Source organism: Longitalea luteola (genome assembly GCF_017356035.1).
Classification (GTDB): domain Bacteria; phylum Bacteroidota; class Bacteroidia; order Chitinophagales; family Chitinophagaceae; genus Niastella; species Niastella luteola.
On sequence record NZ_JAFIQX010000002.1, the window covers coordinates 76,782 to 91,708 of the forward strand.

The window sequence follows — 14,927 nt, forward strand, 5'->3', positions numbered from 1 at the left end:
AGCAAATGCTCAATCCCGGGGCTCATTATCTTATAACTTTTATCTTTATCAATTTTCAAGCTTATTTACCAGGTTTTCTTTACAACCACGGTGTTTGTCCAGCGGTCGTGCCAGGGCATATAGCCAAAGGCGCTGAATGGTTCAAATGGAACGAACCTGCACAAAGAACGCATCAAAGCATGTTTAAAAGTAAAAGGGGTGCCATCCTGCGTGATAGCGGTTGTATTCGTCAAAATTTTACCTAACGTTCTTCCATTGGTAGCGGCTTCAAAAATGGTGTAATATGCCAATGTGACCAGCAGGGAAGATAAGAGCCTTGTCCAAACTATCGACAGGTTTCCCTGCGCTAATGCATCGTCACTATAATTGCCATTGCCGGTTAATCCAAGTACATAATCAAGTCCGTTAAAAATTACGCCAATCGCGATCTGATCAATCAGGTAATTCACAAATCGTATTCCGGGTGAAACCGGATCAACATAATTTACTTCGTTCTGTATATCCTGTAACAGGTCTGCCTGATCTTGTTGTTCCATAGTAATTGGGGTTGAGGGTGCAAAAATAGTGCGAAAGAACGGCATAGCAGACGTCCTGTTGCCGCACTAGGTAAAATTAACTAGTCATTTTAAAAAGGAAAGCCCTGGCAACACCGCCAGGGCTTTCAAATTAATAGGTTGTAGATTATTGCTTTACGAGTTTCAACTCGTTGATGAGGTTGGTAGCCCCGCCCAGCTTATCGATGCACCACAACACATAACGAACATCGACACAAATAGTGCGGTTGTAAACCGGGTCAAATGCGATCTTATGGCTCAATGCCTCATAATTGCCATCAAATGCCAGTCCGATCAGATTACCGCTGCCATCAATAACCGGTGAGCCGGAGTTACCGCCGGTAATATCATTGGTAGTTATAAAACCAATTACCAGGTCATTTCGTTGTTTGTCGATGTACTGGCCATAATCTTTTTTCCTCGCCAGTTCAATCAGTTTCTCCGGCAGGTCGAATTCATAATCGCCGGGTTTGTATTTTTCCATGATACCTTTCATGGTAGTTACATAGTCATACTTCACAGCATCGCGCGGCGCGTAGCTTTTTACATTGCCGAAACTTACCCGCATGGTGAAGGTAGCATCGGGATACATCTTTTTTGCTTTTACGGTATCCATCTGCATAATGCCTTTCAGGTACAACCGGCCAAACTCATTATTCTTTAATGTGAATTGCTGGTAGTTCTGCAAATATTTACCCTGCCAGTTCTTCAAAAAGGCGCTGGCAACGGCGTAAGCAGGATCGGCCTGTAATACAGTAGCATCCGGATTCGCACTGAATGCTTCCCATTTAGCATTATCCAGGATCATGGTGTTGGCGAAAATACTGGCTGCATATTTTTTATACGTTGCTTCGTCATTCAGATCGCCATAATTCGCTTTCACGCCATCATAAAAACCGATCGGATGCTGTGATTTATCAATGTCTTTGTAATACATCATCAATACGGCAGCAACGATATTCTGGTCAGATGGCTTGTTCTCGTTTTTCAACAGCTCGGCTCTTGCTTCCCTGGCGGCATCGATGGCTTTCTTAATATCTGCGCTACTTCCTTTTTTCACAATGGCGTTCTCAACCTGTTGTAAAGAACCAGCGATTGCTAACAGCGGGGATCCAAAAATACCTTCATTGATATACACGCGGTGTTTCGAATACGGACGCCATTGATCGTATGCAGCAGCCCAGTCTTTAAAGATATTTGCAAACTCGGGTTTATTATTAGCCCAGGTCTGGAATTTTTCCTCCGCTGCTTTCTTCTGATCATATACATTGTATTTGATCAACTGCTTGCTTTCGCCATCGAAGAACTTCCAGTAGTTGGCAATGGAAGCATAATCAGCAGCCAGTTTCAGTTTCGTAGCAGGATCATCCTTCATTTGCTCAAACATATATTTCAACCGCATATCGCGCAGCTTCACCAACGTTGGATTATCGATATCTATTTTTTGTTTGATACCAAATGAAGTTTCATAACGGTTGGTGCTGCCAGGATATCCGTAGATCATGGCATAATCACCGTCTTTAATGCCTTTTATAGAAACAGGCAGAAAATGTTTAGGTTTTAACGGAACGTTCTCGGGAGAATAGCCAGCTGGTTTTCCGTCCTTGCTCATATATACGCGGAATACGGAAAAATCGCCGGTGTGGCGGGGCCATTCCCAGTTATCAGTATCGCCACCGTATTTACCAATGCTTTCAGGTGGAACACCTGCAAGGCGGATATCAGCGTAACGTTTGTAAACAAATACCAGGTATTGATTGCCTTTGAACAATGAGCTTACCCGGCCAATGGTACTGGTTGATTCATCGGAGAACCGCTTGTTGATGGCCGTTGTAACCGAAGTGATCTTGGTTACGCGCTCCAGGCCGCTCAATCCCTTTGCAGAATCCAGCACTTCAGCGGTTACATCTTCTATTTTTGTAAGAAACTCGGCATACAGGCCGGGAGAGGGAATTTCTTCCTGTTTGCTTTTTGCCCAGAAACCATTTTTGAGATAGTTGTTGGTTACCGAACTGGCAGAAGCCACCGCATCATAACCGCAGTGGTGGTTGGTAAAAATAAGGCCTTCGTTACTTACAATTTCGCCGGTACAAAATCCGCCGAAAATGATAATAGCATCTTTAATGGAAGCCTTGTTCATGTGGTACAACTGGTCTTTGGTAAGCTTCAGACCGCGCTTCACCATGTCGTTATATACCTGTTGACCAAGCAATAGCGGCAGCCACATGCCTTCATCGGCAAAGCTGCGCACCATAGTAACGGCTAACACAACCGTTAAATAAATTTTCTTCATATAATGATAGCTTTTGTGGCGGCAAACCTATTGAAAATTTTTATTAATTGGCTCAAGGGGGCAAGCCGTCCATCGAACATATAACCATTTTACCGCTTCAGTTCCTGTAATATCTTTACCATGTATACCCGTACATCTGCAGAATACAGCCTTTTGTCCATACTATCTAACGTTCGGCCCGAAATGACCCAGTTCATGGAGTATTTCAATGGCTCCTGGGGCCGGTACAAATTAATAGGTTTATAATGTAAGTTGTTGCCGTACATTTCACGCAGATAATTTTTCAGCCGGCTATCATTGATGCTTGTTTGCACCCCATAAGCACCCATCAGGGTTTTCAGTGGCGCAGCCAGGTCATTCACAAATGGATTGACCTTTTTTAATAATACATCTCCTTCAGGCCCATTGCTGATGTGCATTACATAGAAAGACAGCTTCTGGCAATTGCTGCGCAGAATCGTATCATTATTTGATCTGCAAATGCTATCCCGCAATGAATTCAGTTTGATGATCATCTCATGCACGACACCCGCGCCGGAGTTATCTACGTAGCCTCCATCCACAAAATAGAACGGAAATTCCGTGGGACCATTCTTTAAAAATTTGTAAGCGTCTATGCGGCCGGCCGGACTAACATACGGGAAGCTGGCCCCCAACACAACAGCAGTGCTTAATTTCATATCCTTGTTCTCTTTCAGCCGCGCCAGGATGTCTATCCGGTTATTGAAAGTAAGCGGGTCAATGGCGATGGTACTGATCACCGATGGTTGCCCATCCTGCATGCGGGTAGTATTCACACAAAGAATGGGCAGTTTGGTATCCACGCGATCTTTATAGATCGCCAGTTCTGAAAGTGGCATTTGCAGCTGACGTTTCAACAATACACTGTCCTTCGGCGCCCATTCCAATGCTTCTGTCAAAGCTTTTGCCCTGTCGCCCCGTGTATCCATCGGAAGCATCGCCACGAAAAAATCATGGCCTAACATACGGCTGAGTGTGTACGTAAGAAAATCGCTGCGCAGGTATTCTTTTCCAGCCCGATAAAATGACTGGTTGCCGGGAAGGTTATTATCTGGCCGAGCTGCGGCATTTTTTAACAGGGTATAAAAAGCTGCATTGCCTACGCTACCTCCCGAAGCGCCCGACAGGCAGAACAGGTGTTTTGAAAAATCGCGTTGCGAAGTATCTTCCAGCTTTCCCAATACAGAAGCTACCCAGTAACCCGACCGGGAGGCGCCACCATCAGACAAAACAAAATAAACAGGAAATTCTTTCGATTTCCTGATCAGCGTATCCCTGTCCTTTACCCATTGAATGAAATAATCCCGCACACTGGCCTTATTGGCAAAACTTTCTCTTACGGCCGGCTTCTTTTCAATCAATGTCACTTCATGGCGTTCCGTCCACTGGCCAAAAAGAAAAGCGAGGATCACAAAAATCAGGTGAATATTAATTCCAATACGGATAGAAATAAACGCAAGAATGAACCCGAAGCCCATGAATACCGAAAAGGCCAGCAACACAAATGGAAAAGAACCCAAACTCACTGCAAATCCTACATTAAGCGTGCAGGCCACATAAACGGCCAGCGCTACCAGGCTGATCATCAAAAAAATAACATGAAAGCGTATTTCTTCACGCGGTATACCCAGTTTATCTGCCAGCTTTTGCACTTTGGAACTTGTCTGGCTGGTATTCTTTCCGTCCTTTTTATACTGTTTCAAAATTTCCCGCCTGGTAACCACCAGGACCAAAAAGCAGGCTTGCAATACCAGCAGCATCAGGATCACCATCCATGAATAACGTTCAATATTGAATGTGATGAGGGTTGACCCCGTAATAATGAGAAGCAGCGTTATTAAAAATAACCGGTTAAGCCGGATCACTTTGAACCGGCGCTCAAAAAACCGGTTCATCCAGAAATAATAGGGAATGGAAGCAGCGAGCAATACAAAATGTATCTTACTATCGTCTTCAATAGCGCTCCCAAACAACGGCGTTTGTACAAAGGCGAGAATTATTATAGTAAAAATGGTAAAGCCTATAAAACGGGGCATATGTTTATAATAGCCTTCCTGCAAATAATTCTGGGCCGTATGACCGCAAGTTCTTTTTGCATTGGCCACCGTACGGGCGGCATACCAGCTTACCAGTACCAGGTAACTGAGCAGGGACTGGAATAACAGGAAAAAACCCCGGTGTTCGGTTGCTAACACCATCAGGTCTTTGCCCTGTGCCAGGTTCCAGAAACAAACCAATGTAAGCACAAGGAAAAGTATACCCGGGAAGAATACCCACAGCGCCCGGAACAGGTTTCGCAGCAGGGTGGTCAGGCGCTTCAAGCTACCGGTTATGGCCGACATAGATAACAGTTTTAGGGAATCCTAAGATAGTTATAATGCCGCCAAAAATGGCAATTTCTGATTTTGAGACCTGCCTGCCGGCAGGCAGGTTTAGAGATTTTGAGATTTGTTCAGGTTTGAGCTTTCCGACGAATCGCGAAATCCTATAATTTCTTAATTACTTGATACTTCGGTACCATCATTCAACGCATGCCACAACATATCCTTCAATTCGTTGAGGCCCTGCTGTGTAACCGAAGAAATAAAGATATGAGGAATGTTAGCCGGCAGTTCCTTTTCAATGGCTGCTTTCAATTCTTCATCGAGCATCTCACTTTTACTAATGGCTATGAGGAATTGTTTATGCAGCAGCTCGGGATTGTATTGTTCCAGCTCGTTTACCAGGATGGTGAACTCTTTTTTATGATCGTTGCTATCGGCTGGTATTACAAACAACAAAACAGAATTGCGTTCAATGTGGCGCAGGAAGCGGTGGCCAAGGCCACGGCCTTCGGCGGCCCCTTCAATGATCCCGGGCAGATCGGCTACGCAAAAGCTTTTGCCATCGCGGTAGGCTACGATGCCTAATTGTGGGGTGATGGTTGTAAATGCGTAATCGGCGATCTTTGGTTTGGCAGCGGTGATCACCGAGAGCAGGGTTGATTTGCCGGCGTTGGGAAAACCTACAAGGCCTACATCGGCCAGTACTTTCAATTCTAATACTTTCCAGCCTTCTTCGCCCGGCTCGCCGGGTTGGGCATGCTCCGGCGCCTGGTTGGTAGGGGTAGCAAAACGGGCATTGCCTAATCCGCCACGACCGCCTTTCATCCATACGATCTCCTGGCCGTGTTCCAGGATCTCGGCTTCCTGTTCTTCGGTTTCTTCGTCACGGGCAACTGTGCCCAGCGGCACTTCAATGATGATGTCCTTGCCATCGCGGCCGGTCATATTGTTCTTATTGCCGCCCTGACCATTCTCGGCCAGCACGTTCTTATAGTAGCGAAGGTGTAAGAGCGTCCACAGGTTTTTATTACCACGCAGGATAATATGGCCTCCCCGGCCGCCGTCGCCGCCGTCGGGACCAGCCTGGGGATTGAATTTGGTACGTAAGAAATGCTTGCTGCCTGCGCCTCCGTGGCCGCTGCGGCAGAATATTCTGATCTGATCTACAAAGTTTGACTTTTCCACTAATTTCTAATTGACCGCAAAGATAAGGGTTGGCGAGTTAAGGGGTTCAGGGCGGTCGAAAACAGTTGGCTAGTTAACGAGTTAACTTTACTAACGCCCCCCTTTTACCTCATTCCAAGTTTTATAAAGCGAATCCTGACCTGGTCTGTTCACAGGCACTTCACGCAAAGGCTCACAGGCCGCCCATGCCTCGTCCATTTCCGCTGGCAATGCCTGGTACAGCCGGGTGCCATCGGTTTTCCATTGTATCATTTCATCGGTTACTTCCTTAATGATCTTTGCCGGATTGCCTACGAGCAAACTACGGGGCGGGATCTTTTCATCGGCTTTAATAAAACTGAGCGCTCCTACAATACATTCATCACCCAGCTCTACATTATCCATGATCACACTATTCATGCCCACCAAACAATTGCTCCCTATGGTGGCGCCATGGATCACCGCACCATGACCAATATGCGCACCTGCTTTCAATAAAACCGTAACGCCGGGGAACATATGCACCGTGCAATTTTCCTGCACATTACAACCATCTTCTATAACAATAGCACCCCAATCGCCTCGAATGGCAGCACCTGGTCCCACATATACGTTTTTTCCAATAATTACATTACCGGTTACTGCCGCCTGCGGATGAATAAAAGAAGAAGGATGAACCACCGGTATAAAGCCCTTGAATGAGTAGATCATGCCTGACTTTTTTTTTCAAAGATAGTCTGCCTGCCAGTAATTACCCTGCAAATCCATTGTTTGAATTTTGCAATTAATCGTTTGATTAAGACAATCGGCGGGGACCTCGATTGAATTAAATTTGTTTCCTAAACACAATTTTATGAAATACAGGAATCTGGGAAATACCGGTGTGCAGCTATCGGCTATTGGGCTGGGCTGTATGGGAATGAGTTTTGCTTATGGACCTCGTAATGATGAAGAATCTATTGCAACGCTGAACAGGGCCCTGGAACTGGGCATTAATTTCTGGGACACGGCCGATATGTATGGTTTTGGCCACAATGAAGAACTGATCTCAAAAGTGTTAGCACCCAACAGAAGTAAGGTGTTTATCGCCACTAAATTTGGTTTCAGGCAAAGAGAAGGCGCCACTTCTAATTTTGCAGGCACGCCTTCCACTTATTTCGACGGTTCACCGGCTTATATGAAAACGGCCGTTGAAAAAAGTTTACAGCGGTTGAAGATCGACACCATCGATCTGTATTATGCGCACCGCATTGATCCCAATGTGCCTGTAGAAGAAATGGTAGGTGCCATGGCCGAACTGGTGAAAGAGGGTAAGGTTCGTTTCCTTGGGTTGTCTGAAGCGTCTGCGAATACGATCCGCAAAGCACATGCGGTTCACCCGATAACGGCCCTGCAAAGCGAATATTCCTTATTGACGCGGGATGTAGAAAAAGACATTCTGAACACCTGCCGTGAACTGGGTATTACGTTTGTTCCTTACAGTCCTTTGGCAAGAGGATTGGTTACAGCTACGGTTCCTGATAAAGACAGTTTACCCAGTGATGATTATCGCAGAACCTTACCCCGCTTTGAATCGGAACACTGGCAGAACAACCAGCAACTCGTAAGCGAATTTGCTGAGCTGGCTAACCAAAAAGGCTGTACTGCTGCGCAACTGGCATTGGCGTGGGTGCTGGCGCAGGGCGATGATATCATTCCCATCCCCGGTACAAAAAAGAGAAAATACCTGGAAGAAAACGCCGCTGCAGCGGATATTACATTAACTAAAGGAGAACTGCAGCAGATAGAAGCAGTTGCTGCCAGGTATCCCAATGTAGGCAATCGCTATAGCGAGGGCGCTTTGAAACTGATCGATCATCAATAACCAAAGAGTGCCACATATCAATTTGCCAAGGCAGGGTAATGTGGCACACTTTCTCCTGCCTCACACATTCCATTCGGTTTCTTTCCTGAACACCGTGCCTTTAAAAAGCGCCGCCAGTTCGCCACTCTCTTTTTCAATTCGCACGTCATAAATAGCGATCTTATTGGTGCGGCTTTTTTCTTCTGCGGTAGCAGTAATTATATCGCCCGCTTTAAGCGGTTTAATATGTGATATGGATGTTTCAACCGAAACAGACTGCCGGCCATGGCTGTTCGATGCAAAGGCCAGGGCGCTGTCGGCCAGCGAATAACTGATGCCGCCATGTGCAATTTCAAAACCATTGCACATTTCCCGGCGTACGGTCATCCTTAACTTGCAGTAACCTTCTTTTTCTTCCATCCTTTCAATGCCCAGCCATTGACTGAAATAGTCTTTGTACATCATGGCATCTATGATGGCAGTGGCCCTTGTTTTACTGTCGTCCGACATAACCAGCAATTTAAGCTCTTTTATTCTCCTTTGAACTGAGGCGTCCGTTTTTCGAGGAATGCCTGGATCCCTTCCCTGAAATCGTGGGTACTGGCTGCCTTTTGCTGATACTCGTCTTCGAGCATTAATTGCTGCTCAAGGCTGTTGGTCATCGATTGACTAAGCACATGTTTAGTATAGGCCAATCCTTTTGTTGGCATTGTAGCCAGGGTAGCAGCCAGCTTTTTACTTTCTACTGCAAAGTCCTCATCGGGAATGACTTTATAGATCATACCCCATAATTCCGCCTGGGTGGCAGAGATCTTATCGCCCAACATCATGATGGCCGTTGCTTTTTGCCAGCCGATCAGCCGCGGCAGCGTGTATGTACCGCCGCTATCGGGAACCAATCCCAGCTTTGAAAATGCCTGGATGAAGGAGGCTGACTGTGCTGCAACCACAATGTCACAGGCCAGTGCAATGTTAGCACCGGCGCCGGCAGCCACCCCGTTCACCGCTGCAATAACCGGCTTGGGCATTTTGCGAATGCGGGTAACAATGGGATTGTAATACTCCCGTAATATCCGCTGCATACCGGCTCCCCGGGGGTCAACTACTTCGGCCAGATCCTGGCCGGCACAAAATCCCTTACCTGCACCCGTCAGGTATACACAGCGCACGGTGCGGGAAGCAGCGCATTCATCGAGCTTTTGCTGCAACAGTAAAGCCATTTCGCCATTAAATGAATTCAGTTTGTCGGGGCGGTTCAACGTAATGGTAGCAATTCCTTCTTCAATTGTAAAAAGAATAGAGGACATATAATTCGATTAGTTTAAGCAGAATAATGTTATGACTGCAGTGTTACTAATAACATTTAAAATAGTCGAACGGTTCCTGGCAGTCGTTACACTGGAACAGCGCTTTACAGGCAGTTGATCCAAATTCGCTTACCCGGCGGGTATTGTAAGAATTACAATGTGGGCATTGCACCGCTTCATGCTCAGCAAATAGCTGCATATCACAAACCTGTTGTTTGGGATTGGGCGGCGCAATACCATACGCCCTCAGTTTTTGTTTACCAGCTTCGGTCATCCAGTCGGTTGTCCAGGCCGGTGATAAAATGGTAGTGACCTGCACATTCTTAAAACCATGCTGCAGCAATACCATGCGAATATTCATGCGTATAACGTCCATGGCCGGGCAACCTGAATACGTTGGGGTGATCACCACTTCAATGGCTTCGTCGCCATTTGCCTTGGTTATTTTTACGTCTCTTACTATTCCAAGGTCTATCACTGTCAATACAGGCACTTCGGGATCGCACACTTCTTCGAGTATAGACCATATTTTCTGCACTGATATGTTTTCTGTTGTATCCATTCCTGGAAAGTTCATCATTCAACCACTTACGTTTGCGAATTGCTTACCTGCGTGCCGGCAGACAGGTTGGTCTATTGCCTGTAGGCTTCTACCATTCACAACCGGGATAAACCCGTTGCATATATTGCATTTCTGCCAGCATGTAGCCCAGGTGCTCTGAATGCACGCCATCCTTGCCGCCTTGTTGCATCCAGGTATTTTCGGTACCTGTAAGGGCATCACCTATTGTTGCTTCTTCAAAAACTTCATTTACCCGTTGTAACCAACCGGCTTTTAGAGCGCTTACATCAACGCCAACACCGGCTTTAGCCGCTTCCAATTCATAACCGGCCGGAATAAATAGTTCGCCGGTGTACATCCATAGTTCATCCAGCGCAGTCAACAGGCGGTCATGACTTTCTTGTGTACCATCGCCCAACCGTATCACCCATTCGCTGCTCCAGCGTACATGATAGGTCACTTCCTTCAATGACTTTTCTGCAATAGCAGCCAGTGCAGCGTCTGTTGATTGCTGTAATTGTTTATACAGAAATAACTGATAGGTGCTGAAAAAAAATTGCCGTAAAATGGTTTGCGCCCAATCCCCATTAGGTTGTTCAACCAGCAGGCAGTTCCTGAATTCTCTTACGTCACGCAGGTAAGCGAGGGTGTCTTCGGAAGCCCCCCTCTCAATCGCGCCCGGCGGGAGAGAAGCTTCCTCCTGACCTCCTCCGGCGGCTGACGGAGAGGGAATGGTTTTATTCATCAACATGGCGGCGTACTGATACAAACTTCTGGCCTGCCCAATGAGGTCGAGTGAAATATTGGTTATGGCTATGTCCTGCTCCAACACAGGGCCATGCCCGCACCATTCACTATTGCGTTGCGCAAGTATGAGGGCATTATCTGCGAGGTGTAGCGTATAATTTAAAATCGTGTCCTTTGTCATTGCTGATTACATATGCGTTAATTCATCGGGCAGGTCATAAAACGTAGGATGGCGGTATACTTTATCATTGGCCGGTTCATACAGCGAAGCGGCTTCATCTGGATTGGAAGCATGGATGTATTTGCTTTCGACTACCCAAATGCTTATGCCTTCCATCCTGCGGGTATAAACGTCCCGCGCATTTTCAATAGCCATTTGTGCATCGGCGGCATGCAAACTGCCAACATGTTTGTGGTCGATGCCCTGTTTACTGCGGATGAACACTTCCCACAACGGCCAGTCCGCCCCGGATGAACCATCCGTGACTCCGCCTGTGGTGGAGGCCTGCTGCCGGCCTTTTCCGTTGGTTTTATCAGTTCCACCGCCTTTATCTTCCGGTATATCGCCGTAATAATATTTCGTCACTCGTATGGTCATTACAATCGTTTTAAATGTTTACCGTTTGTCAGCTTTTAATAGGTCACGCAATTTGCTTTTCCAGCCGGGCATTTCTCTTCTCTGCATGCGCCCTTGCTGCATCCCGCACCCAGGCGCCATCATTCCAGGCTTTACGCCGGGCATCGAGGCGTTGCTTATTACATGGGCCATTCCCTTTCACCACATTCCAGAATTCCGTCCAGTTAATTTCACCAAAATCATAATGATTGGTCTGTTCATTCCACTTCAAATGAGGATCGGGTAGTGTCATGTTCAATACTTTCACCTGCTCAGCGATCATATCAACAAACTTCTGCCGAAGTTCATCATTGCTCATGCGTTTTATTTTCCATTGGGTGCTTTGTTCACTGTGGGTCGATTCACTGTCGTGCGGACCAAACATCATAAGGGAAGGCCACCACCAGCGGTTGATGGCATCCTGGCACATAGCGCGTTGTTCGGGTGTACCTGTTGAAAGCGCCATTAAAATATCAAACCCCTGCCGTTGGTGAAAACTCTCTTCCTTGCAAATACGCACCATGGCCCTTGCATAAGGTCCGTATGAAGTGCGGCATAACATCACCTGGTTCAGGATGGCTGCCCCATCCACCAGCCAGCCAATGGCGCCAATATCACCCCAGGTAAGCGTTGGATAATTGAATATTGAAGAGTATTTGGCTTTTCCGCTATGCAGGTCGTTGATGGTTTGTTCGCGTGTAGTGCCCAGCGTTTCTGCAGCAGAATACAGGTACAGGCCATGGCCTGCTTCATCCTGCACTTTGGCGAGGAGAATAGCCTTCCGCTTCAGACTGGGCGCCCGGCTGATCCAGTTACCTTCCGGCAACATGCCCACAATCTCGCTATGCGCATGCTGGGAGATCTGCCTGATCAATGTTTTTCTATACGCTTCTGGCATCCAATCTTTTGGCTCGATCCTGATCTCCTGCTCAATTTTAGATAAAAAGATTTTTTCCAGTTCCTGCACCGACATGGCAAATTCGTTTTTAGTAGTTCCAAAGATAAGCATATTTGTCATTAATGCTAACAATCGTTAGTGATCAAATTATAGTATACACCGGAAATCACTTCATCATAAGCAAAATTCAGTAGGCTGTTCCTGCACCGGCTGGTGAAAGCCGCCCAACGGCCCTTTTTTGACGGGCTTCCCCGCGTGAAAAACAGGTAATTGAAGTTAAGAAATCATTAACTACAGCTGCTTGCCGGGCTGGAAAAACGGGGTTGGGCATCATGTGTTCACTTCCATGAAACCCGCGCCAGGAGCGGGTTTTAACATTTCATACACGGTTTAAACATCCTATAAATGCGGTAGAGTTGATTTTTGCAGGGCCTCAACGCGTCTTATGTTTGCATTACGAAACGCAACAAACACAACACCACAGCGTGTTGAACTAACAAAAAGTTGCTCTCTCTTCGAAAAGACGTACGATTTGCCTGCCGCGATTGTCCAAATGGATAGCTAATAAGAATTAATAAAAAATTTATAAAATACACATTATGAAAAAGGCAATGAGGAATTACGGAATTATCGCCATCGTATTAGTCGCTTTTACTTTCGCATTCTCTAACACAACTCTGGCTAACGAAGAAGGTCCAAATAAACATGTAACTCAATTAAAGTTCATCGGCAATAAAGAAAATCAACCTGTATTTGAACTGAACCTGAGCTCTGCTGTAGAGGATGAGTACACCATTACATTCCGCGATGAGTACGGTAACCTGCTGTACAGTGAGAAATTTAAAGGCGCTAACCTGAACAAAAAGTTCATGTTAAAAGCAGAAGATTTTGGTGATGCGGCTTTGAATGTAGTAGTGAAATCCAAAAAGAACAATACTACTGAAGTATACTCCATCAACAGAAGCCATAGCTATGTTGAAGAAACTGTAGTGAACAAAGTGAAATAACAACTTCGTCCAGTCATTCAACAATTAAATAGAGATTTATGAAGGCGCCCCGAACTTTCGGGGCGTTTTCTTTTATTATTAAGTATCGTAATGCTTCAAATTATTTTAATATAACGGTCATTTTCACACTACACGGCAAAATCCATTAATTTTTGCTACCTTTCTCTGCACAAAACCTTTTCCATGAGAAAATTTTTATTGCTAGCCGTTAGCATCCTGTTTTTGCAGATTATCCACGCCCAACATTCCATCCTGCTAAAGAACGTAAATATTGTAGATGTTGAAAAAGGCAAACTCATTAAAAATGCCAATGTTTTGATCAGGGATTCTGTTATTGCTGCTATTTCTACAAAACCATCTAACCTAAAGGCAGACACTGTTATCGAAGGAAAGAACCGTTATTTGATACCTGGTTTGTGGGACATGCATGTTCATATCTGGACGGATGCATTCTTTCCTCTGTTGCTGGCGAATGGCGTAACAGGGGTTCGTGATATGCTCAATTATATTCAATTAATTCAGTCATGGCGAAAAAAGATAGCCAGTAACGAAATTGCCGGGCCGCAGATCATTGCCTCCGGTCCCATTCTGGATGGCCCCAAACCGATGTGGCCGGGTTCAGTAGCGGTGAAAGATGCTGCAGATGGCAAACGGGCAGTAGACTCCTTAAAGAACAGCTTACATACCGACTTTATAAAAGTATATTCGTTGCTGCCCAGGGATGCTTATTTTGCCATTGCTGAAGAAGCCAAAACACAACATATTCCTTTTGCAGGTCATGTGCCTGCACAAATAACAGTTGTAGAAGCAGCCCGTGCAGGCCAGAAAAGCCAGGAACACCTGTATGGGTTCCTGGAGGCAGCCTCAGACAGCGCCGATTATTATATGCAGGTAGTACAGGATAAAATACCTGATACGAACCTGAAAAACCAGGTTAACGCAAAACAATTCCTGCAGCGGACATTTAATGCCGAAAAATTAAAAAGCGTATTACAGGAAATAAAAAAATTTGATACTTACGTGTGCCCAACGCTGGTGGTCCTTCACAGTATGGCACATGTCCATGATACTACCCGGTGGAGGGATCCACGGATACAGTTCCTGCCAAAAGGCGTCAGCAACTATTGGGACCCTGCTAAAGATCCCCGGTCAAAAACACGTACCAGGGAATCAGCTCCTGTTTATGAACGGGAATTTGTTATGAACCTGCAAATCGTGAAATCGATCTTTGATGCAGGCATTCCGATCCTGGCAGGAACCGATTTTCCCAATCCCTATTGTTTCCCGGGCTTTGGACTGCATGATGAACTGAAATGGCTTGTAAAGGCCGGCCTTACGCCCGCTCAGGCCCTGCAAACAGCTACCATCAATCCTGCCCGTTATCTTGATCTGCAAAACCAGTATGGAACCGTTTCTGCCGGCAAGATCGCCGACCTGATCTTACTTGATGAAAATCCATTATCCGATATCAGTAACACGCAAAAAATTCAATCGGTATTTGTCCATGGAAAGATCCTGAACAGATCAGTGCTCAACAATATGCTGGAGACAGCTAAAAAGAAAGCGGGTCATGAGGTTCACCGGCATTGAA

Annotated in this window: 14 protein-coding genes; 3 read left to right on the top strand and 11 right to left on the bottom strand. The window is 45.9% G+C overall.

The features are described from left to right. Window positions 1–65: 65 nt before the first annotated feature. The 5 genes from JUB15_RS04425 to JUB15_RS04445 form a co-directional block, all read right to left on the bottom strand. Window positions 66–536, bottom strand: a complete 471-nt coding sequence (locus tag JUB15_RS04425; protein ID WP_207511126.1) for an RDD family protein — start codon at window positions 534–536, stop codon at window positions 66–68. A 145-nt stretch (window positions 537–681) separates the two neighbouring features. Further along, window positions 682–2,847, bottom strand: a complete 2,166-nt coding sequence (locus JUB15_RS04430) for a S46 family peptidase (protein ID WP_207511127.1) — start codon at window positions 2,845–2,847, stop codon at window positions 682–684. 89 nt (window positions 2,848–2,936) lie between these two features. Next, window positions 2,937–5,210 (bottom strand): patatin-like phospholipase domain-containing protein, encoded by a 2,274-nt coding sequence (locus JUB15_RS04435; RefSeq protein WP_207511128.1) that lies wholly within the window; start codon window positions 5,208–5,210, stop codon window positions 2,937–2,939. 153 nt (window positions 5,211–5,363) lie between these two features. Beyond that, window positions 5,364–6,377 (bottom strand): GTPase ObgE, encoded by a 1,014-nt coding sequence (gene obgE, locus JUB15_RS04440; RefSeq protein WP_207511129.1) that lies wholly within the window; start codon window positions 6,375–6,377, stop codon window positions 5,364–5,366. A 90-nt stretch (window positions 6,378–6,467) separates the two neighbouring features. Continuing rightward, window positions 6,468–7,067: an acyltransferase gene (locus JUB15_RS04445; protein WP_207511130.1), complete on the bottom strand. Its 600-nt coding sequence runs from the start codon at window positions 7,065–7,067 to the stop codon at window positions 6,468–6,470. Between the two features lie 142 nt (window positions 7,068–7,209). On the opposite strand from JUB15_RS04445, the gene JUB15_RS04450 reads away from it, so the two are divergent. Next, entirely contained in the window at window positions 7,210–8,220 is a 1,011-nt protein-coding gene (locus tag JUB15_RS04450; protein ID WP_207511131.1) for an aldo/keto reductase, read from the top strand. 60 nt (window positions 8,221–8,280) lie between these two features. Here JUB15_RS04450 and paaI read toward each other — a convergent pair whose 3' ends face one another. The 6 genes from paaI to paaA all read right to left on the bottom strand — a co-directional run bounded on the left by paaI (window position 8,281) and on the right by paaA (window position 12,449). After that, entirely contained in the window at window positions 8,281–8,709 is a 429-nt protein-coding gene (gene paaI / locus JUB15_RS04455) for a hydroxyphenylacetyl-CoA thioesterase PaaI (protein ID WP_207511132.1), read from the bottom strand. 20 nt (window positions 8,710–8,729) lie between these two features. Further along, window positions 8,730–9,506, bottom strand: a complete 777-nt coding sequence (locus JUB15_RS04460; protein WP_207511133.1) for an enoyl-CoA hydratase-related protein — start codon at window positions 9,504–9,506, stop codon at window positions 8,730–8,732. Window positions 9,507–9,552: 46 nt separating this feature from the next. Continuing rightward, window positions 9,553–10,068: a 1,2-phenylacetyl-CoA epoxidase subunit PaaD gene (gene paaD / locus JUB15_RS04465; protein WP_207511134.1), complete on the bottom strand. Its 516-nt coding sequence runs from the start codon at window positions 10,066–10,068 to the stop codon at window positions 9,553–9,555. 88 nt (window positions 10,069–10,156) lie between these two features. Continuing rightward, window positions 10,157–10,996 (bottom strand): 1,2-phenylacetyl-CoA epoxidase subunit PaaC, encoded by an 840-nt coding sequence (gene paaC, locus JUB15_RS04470; RefSeq protein WP_207511135.1) that lies wholly within the window; start codon window positions 10,994–10,996, stop codon window positions 10,157–10,159. Window positions 10,997–11,002: 6 nt separating this feature from the next. Then, window positions 11,003–11,413 carry a 1,2-phenylacetyl-CoA epoxidase subunit PaaB gene (paaB, locus tag JUB15_RS28750; RefSeq protein ID WP_207511136.1) on the bottom strand — a complete coding sequence of 137 codons (411 nt, stop codon included), beginning with the start codon at window positions 11,411–11,413 and terminating at the stop codon, window positions 11,003–11,005. A gap of 43 nt (window positions 11,414–11,456) precedes the next feature. Beyond that, complete coding sequence (gene paaA / locus JUB15_RS04480; RefSeq protein ID WP_242696204.1) at window positions 11,457–12,449, bottom strand: 1,2-phenylacetyl-CoA epoxidase subunit PaaA; 993 nt, start codon at window positions 12,447–12,449, stop codon at window positions 11,457–11,459. A gap of 479 nt (window positions 12,450–12,928) precedes the next feature. Between paaA and JUB15_RS04485 the strand changes: the two genes are divergently transcribed. Both JUB15_RS04485 and JUB15_RS04490 read left to right on the top strand, forming a co-directional pair. Beyond that, window positions 12,929–13,336, top strand: a complete 408-nt coding sequence (locus JUB15_RS04485; protein ID WP_242696205.1) for a hypothetical protein — start codon at window positions 12,929–12,931, stop codon at window positions 13,334–13,336. Window positions 13,337–13,519: 183 nt separating this feature from the next. Beyond that, window positions 13,520–14,926, top strand: a complete 1,407-nt coding sequence (locus JUB15_RS04490; protein ID WP_207511137.1) for an amidohydrolase family protein — start codon at window positions 13,520–13,522, stop codon at window positions 14,924–14,926. Window position 14,927: the final 1 nt, after the last annotated feature.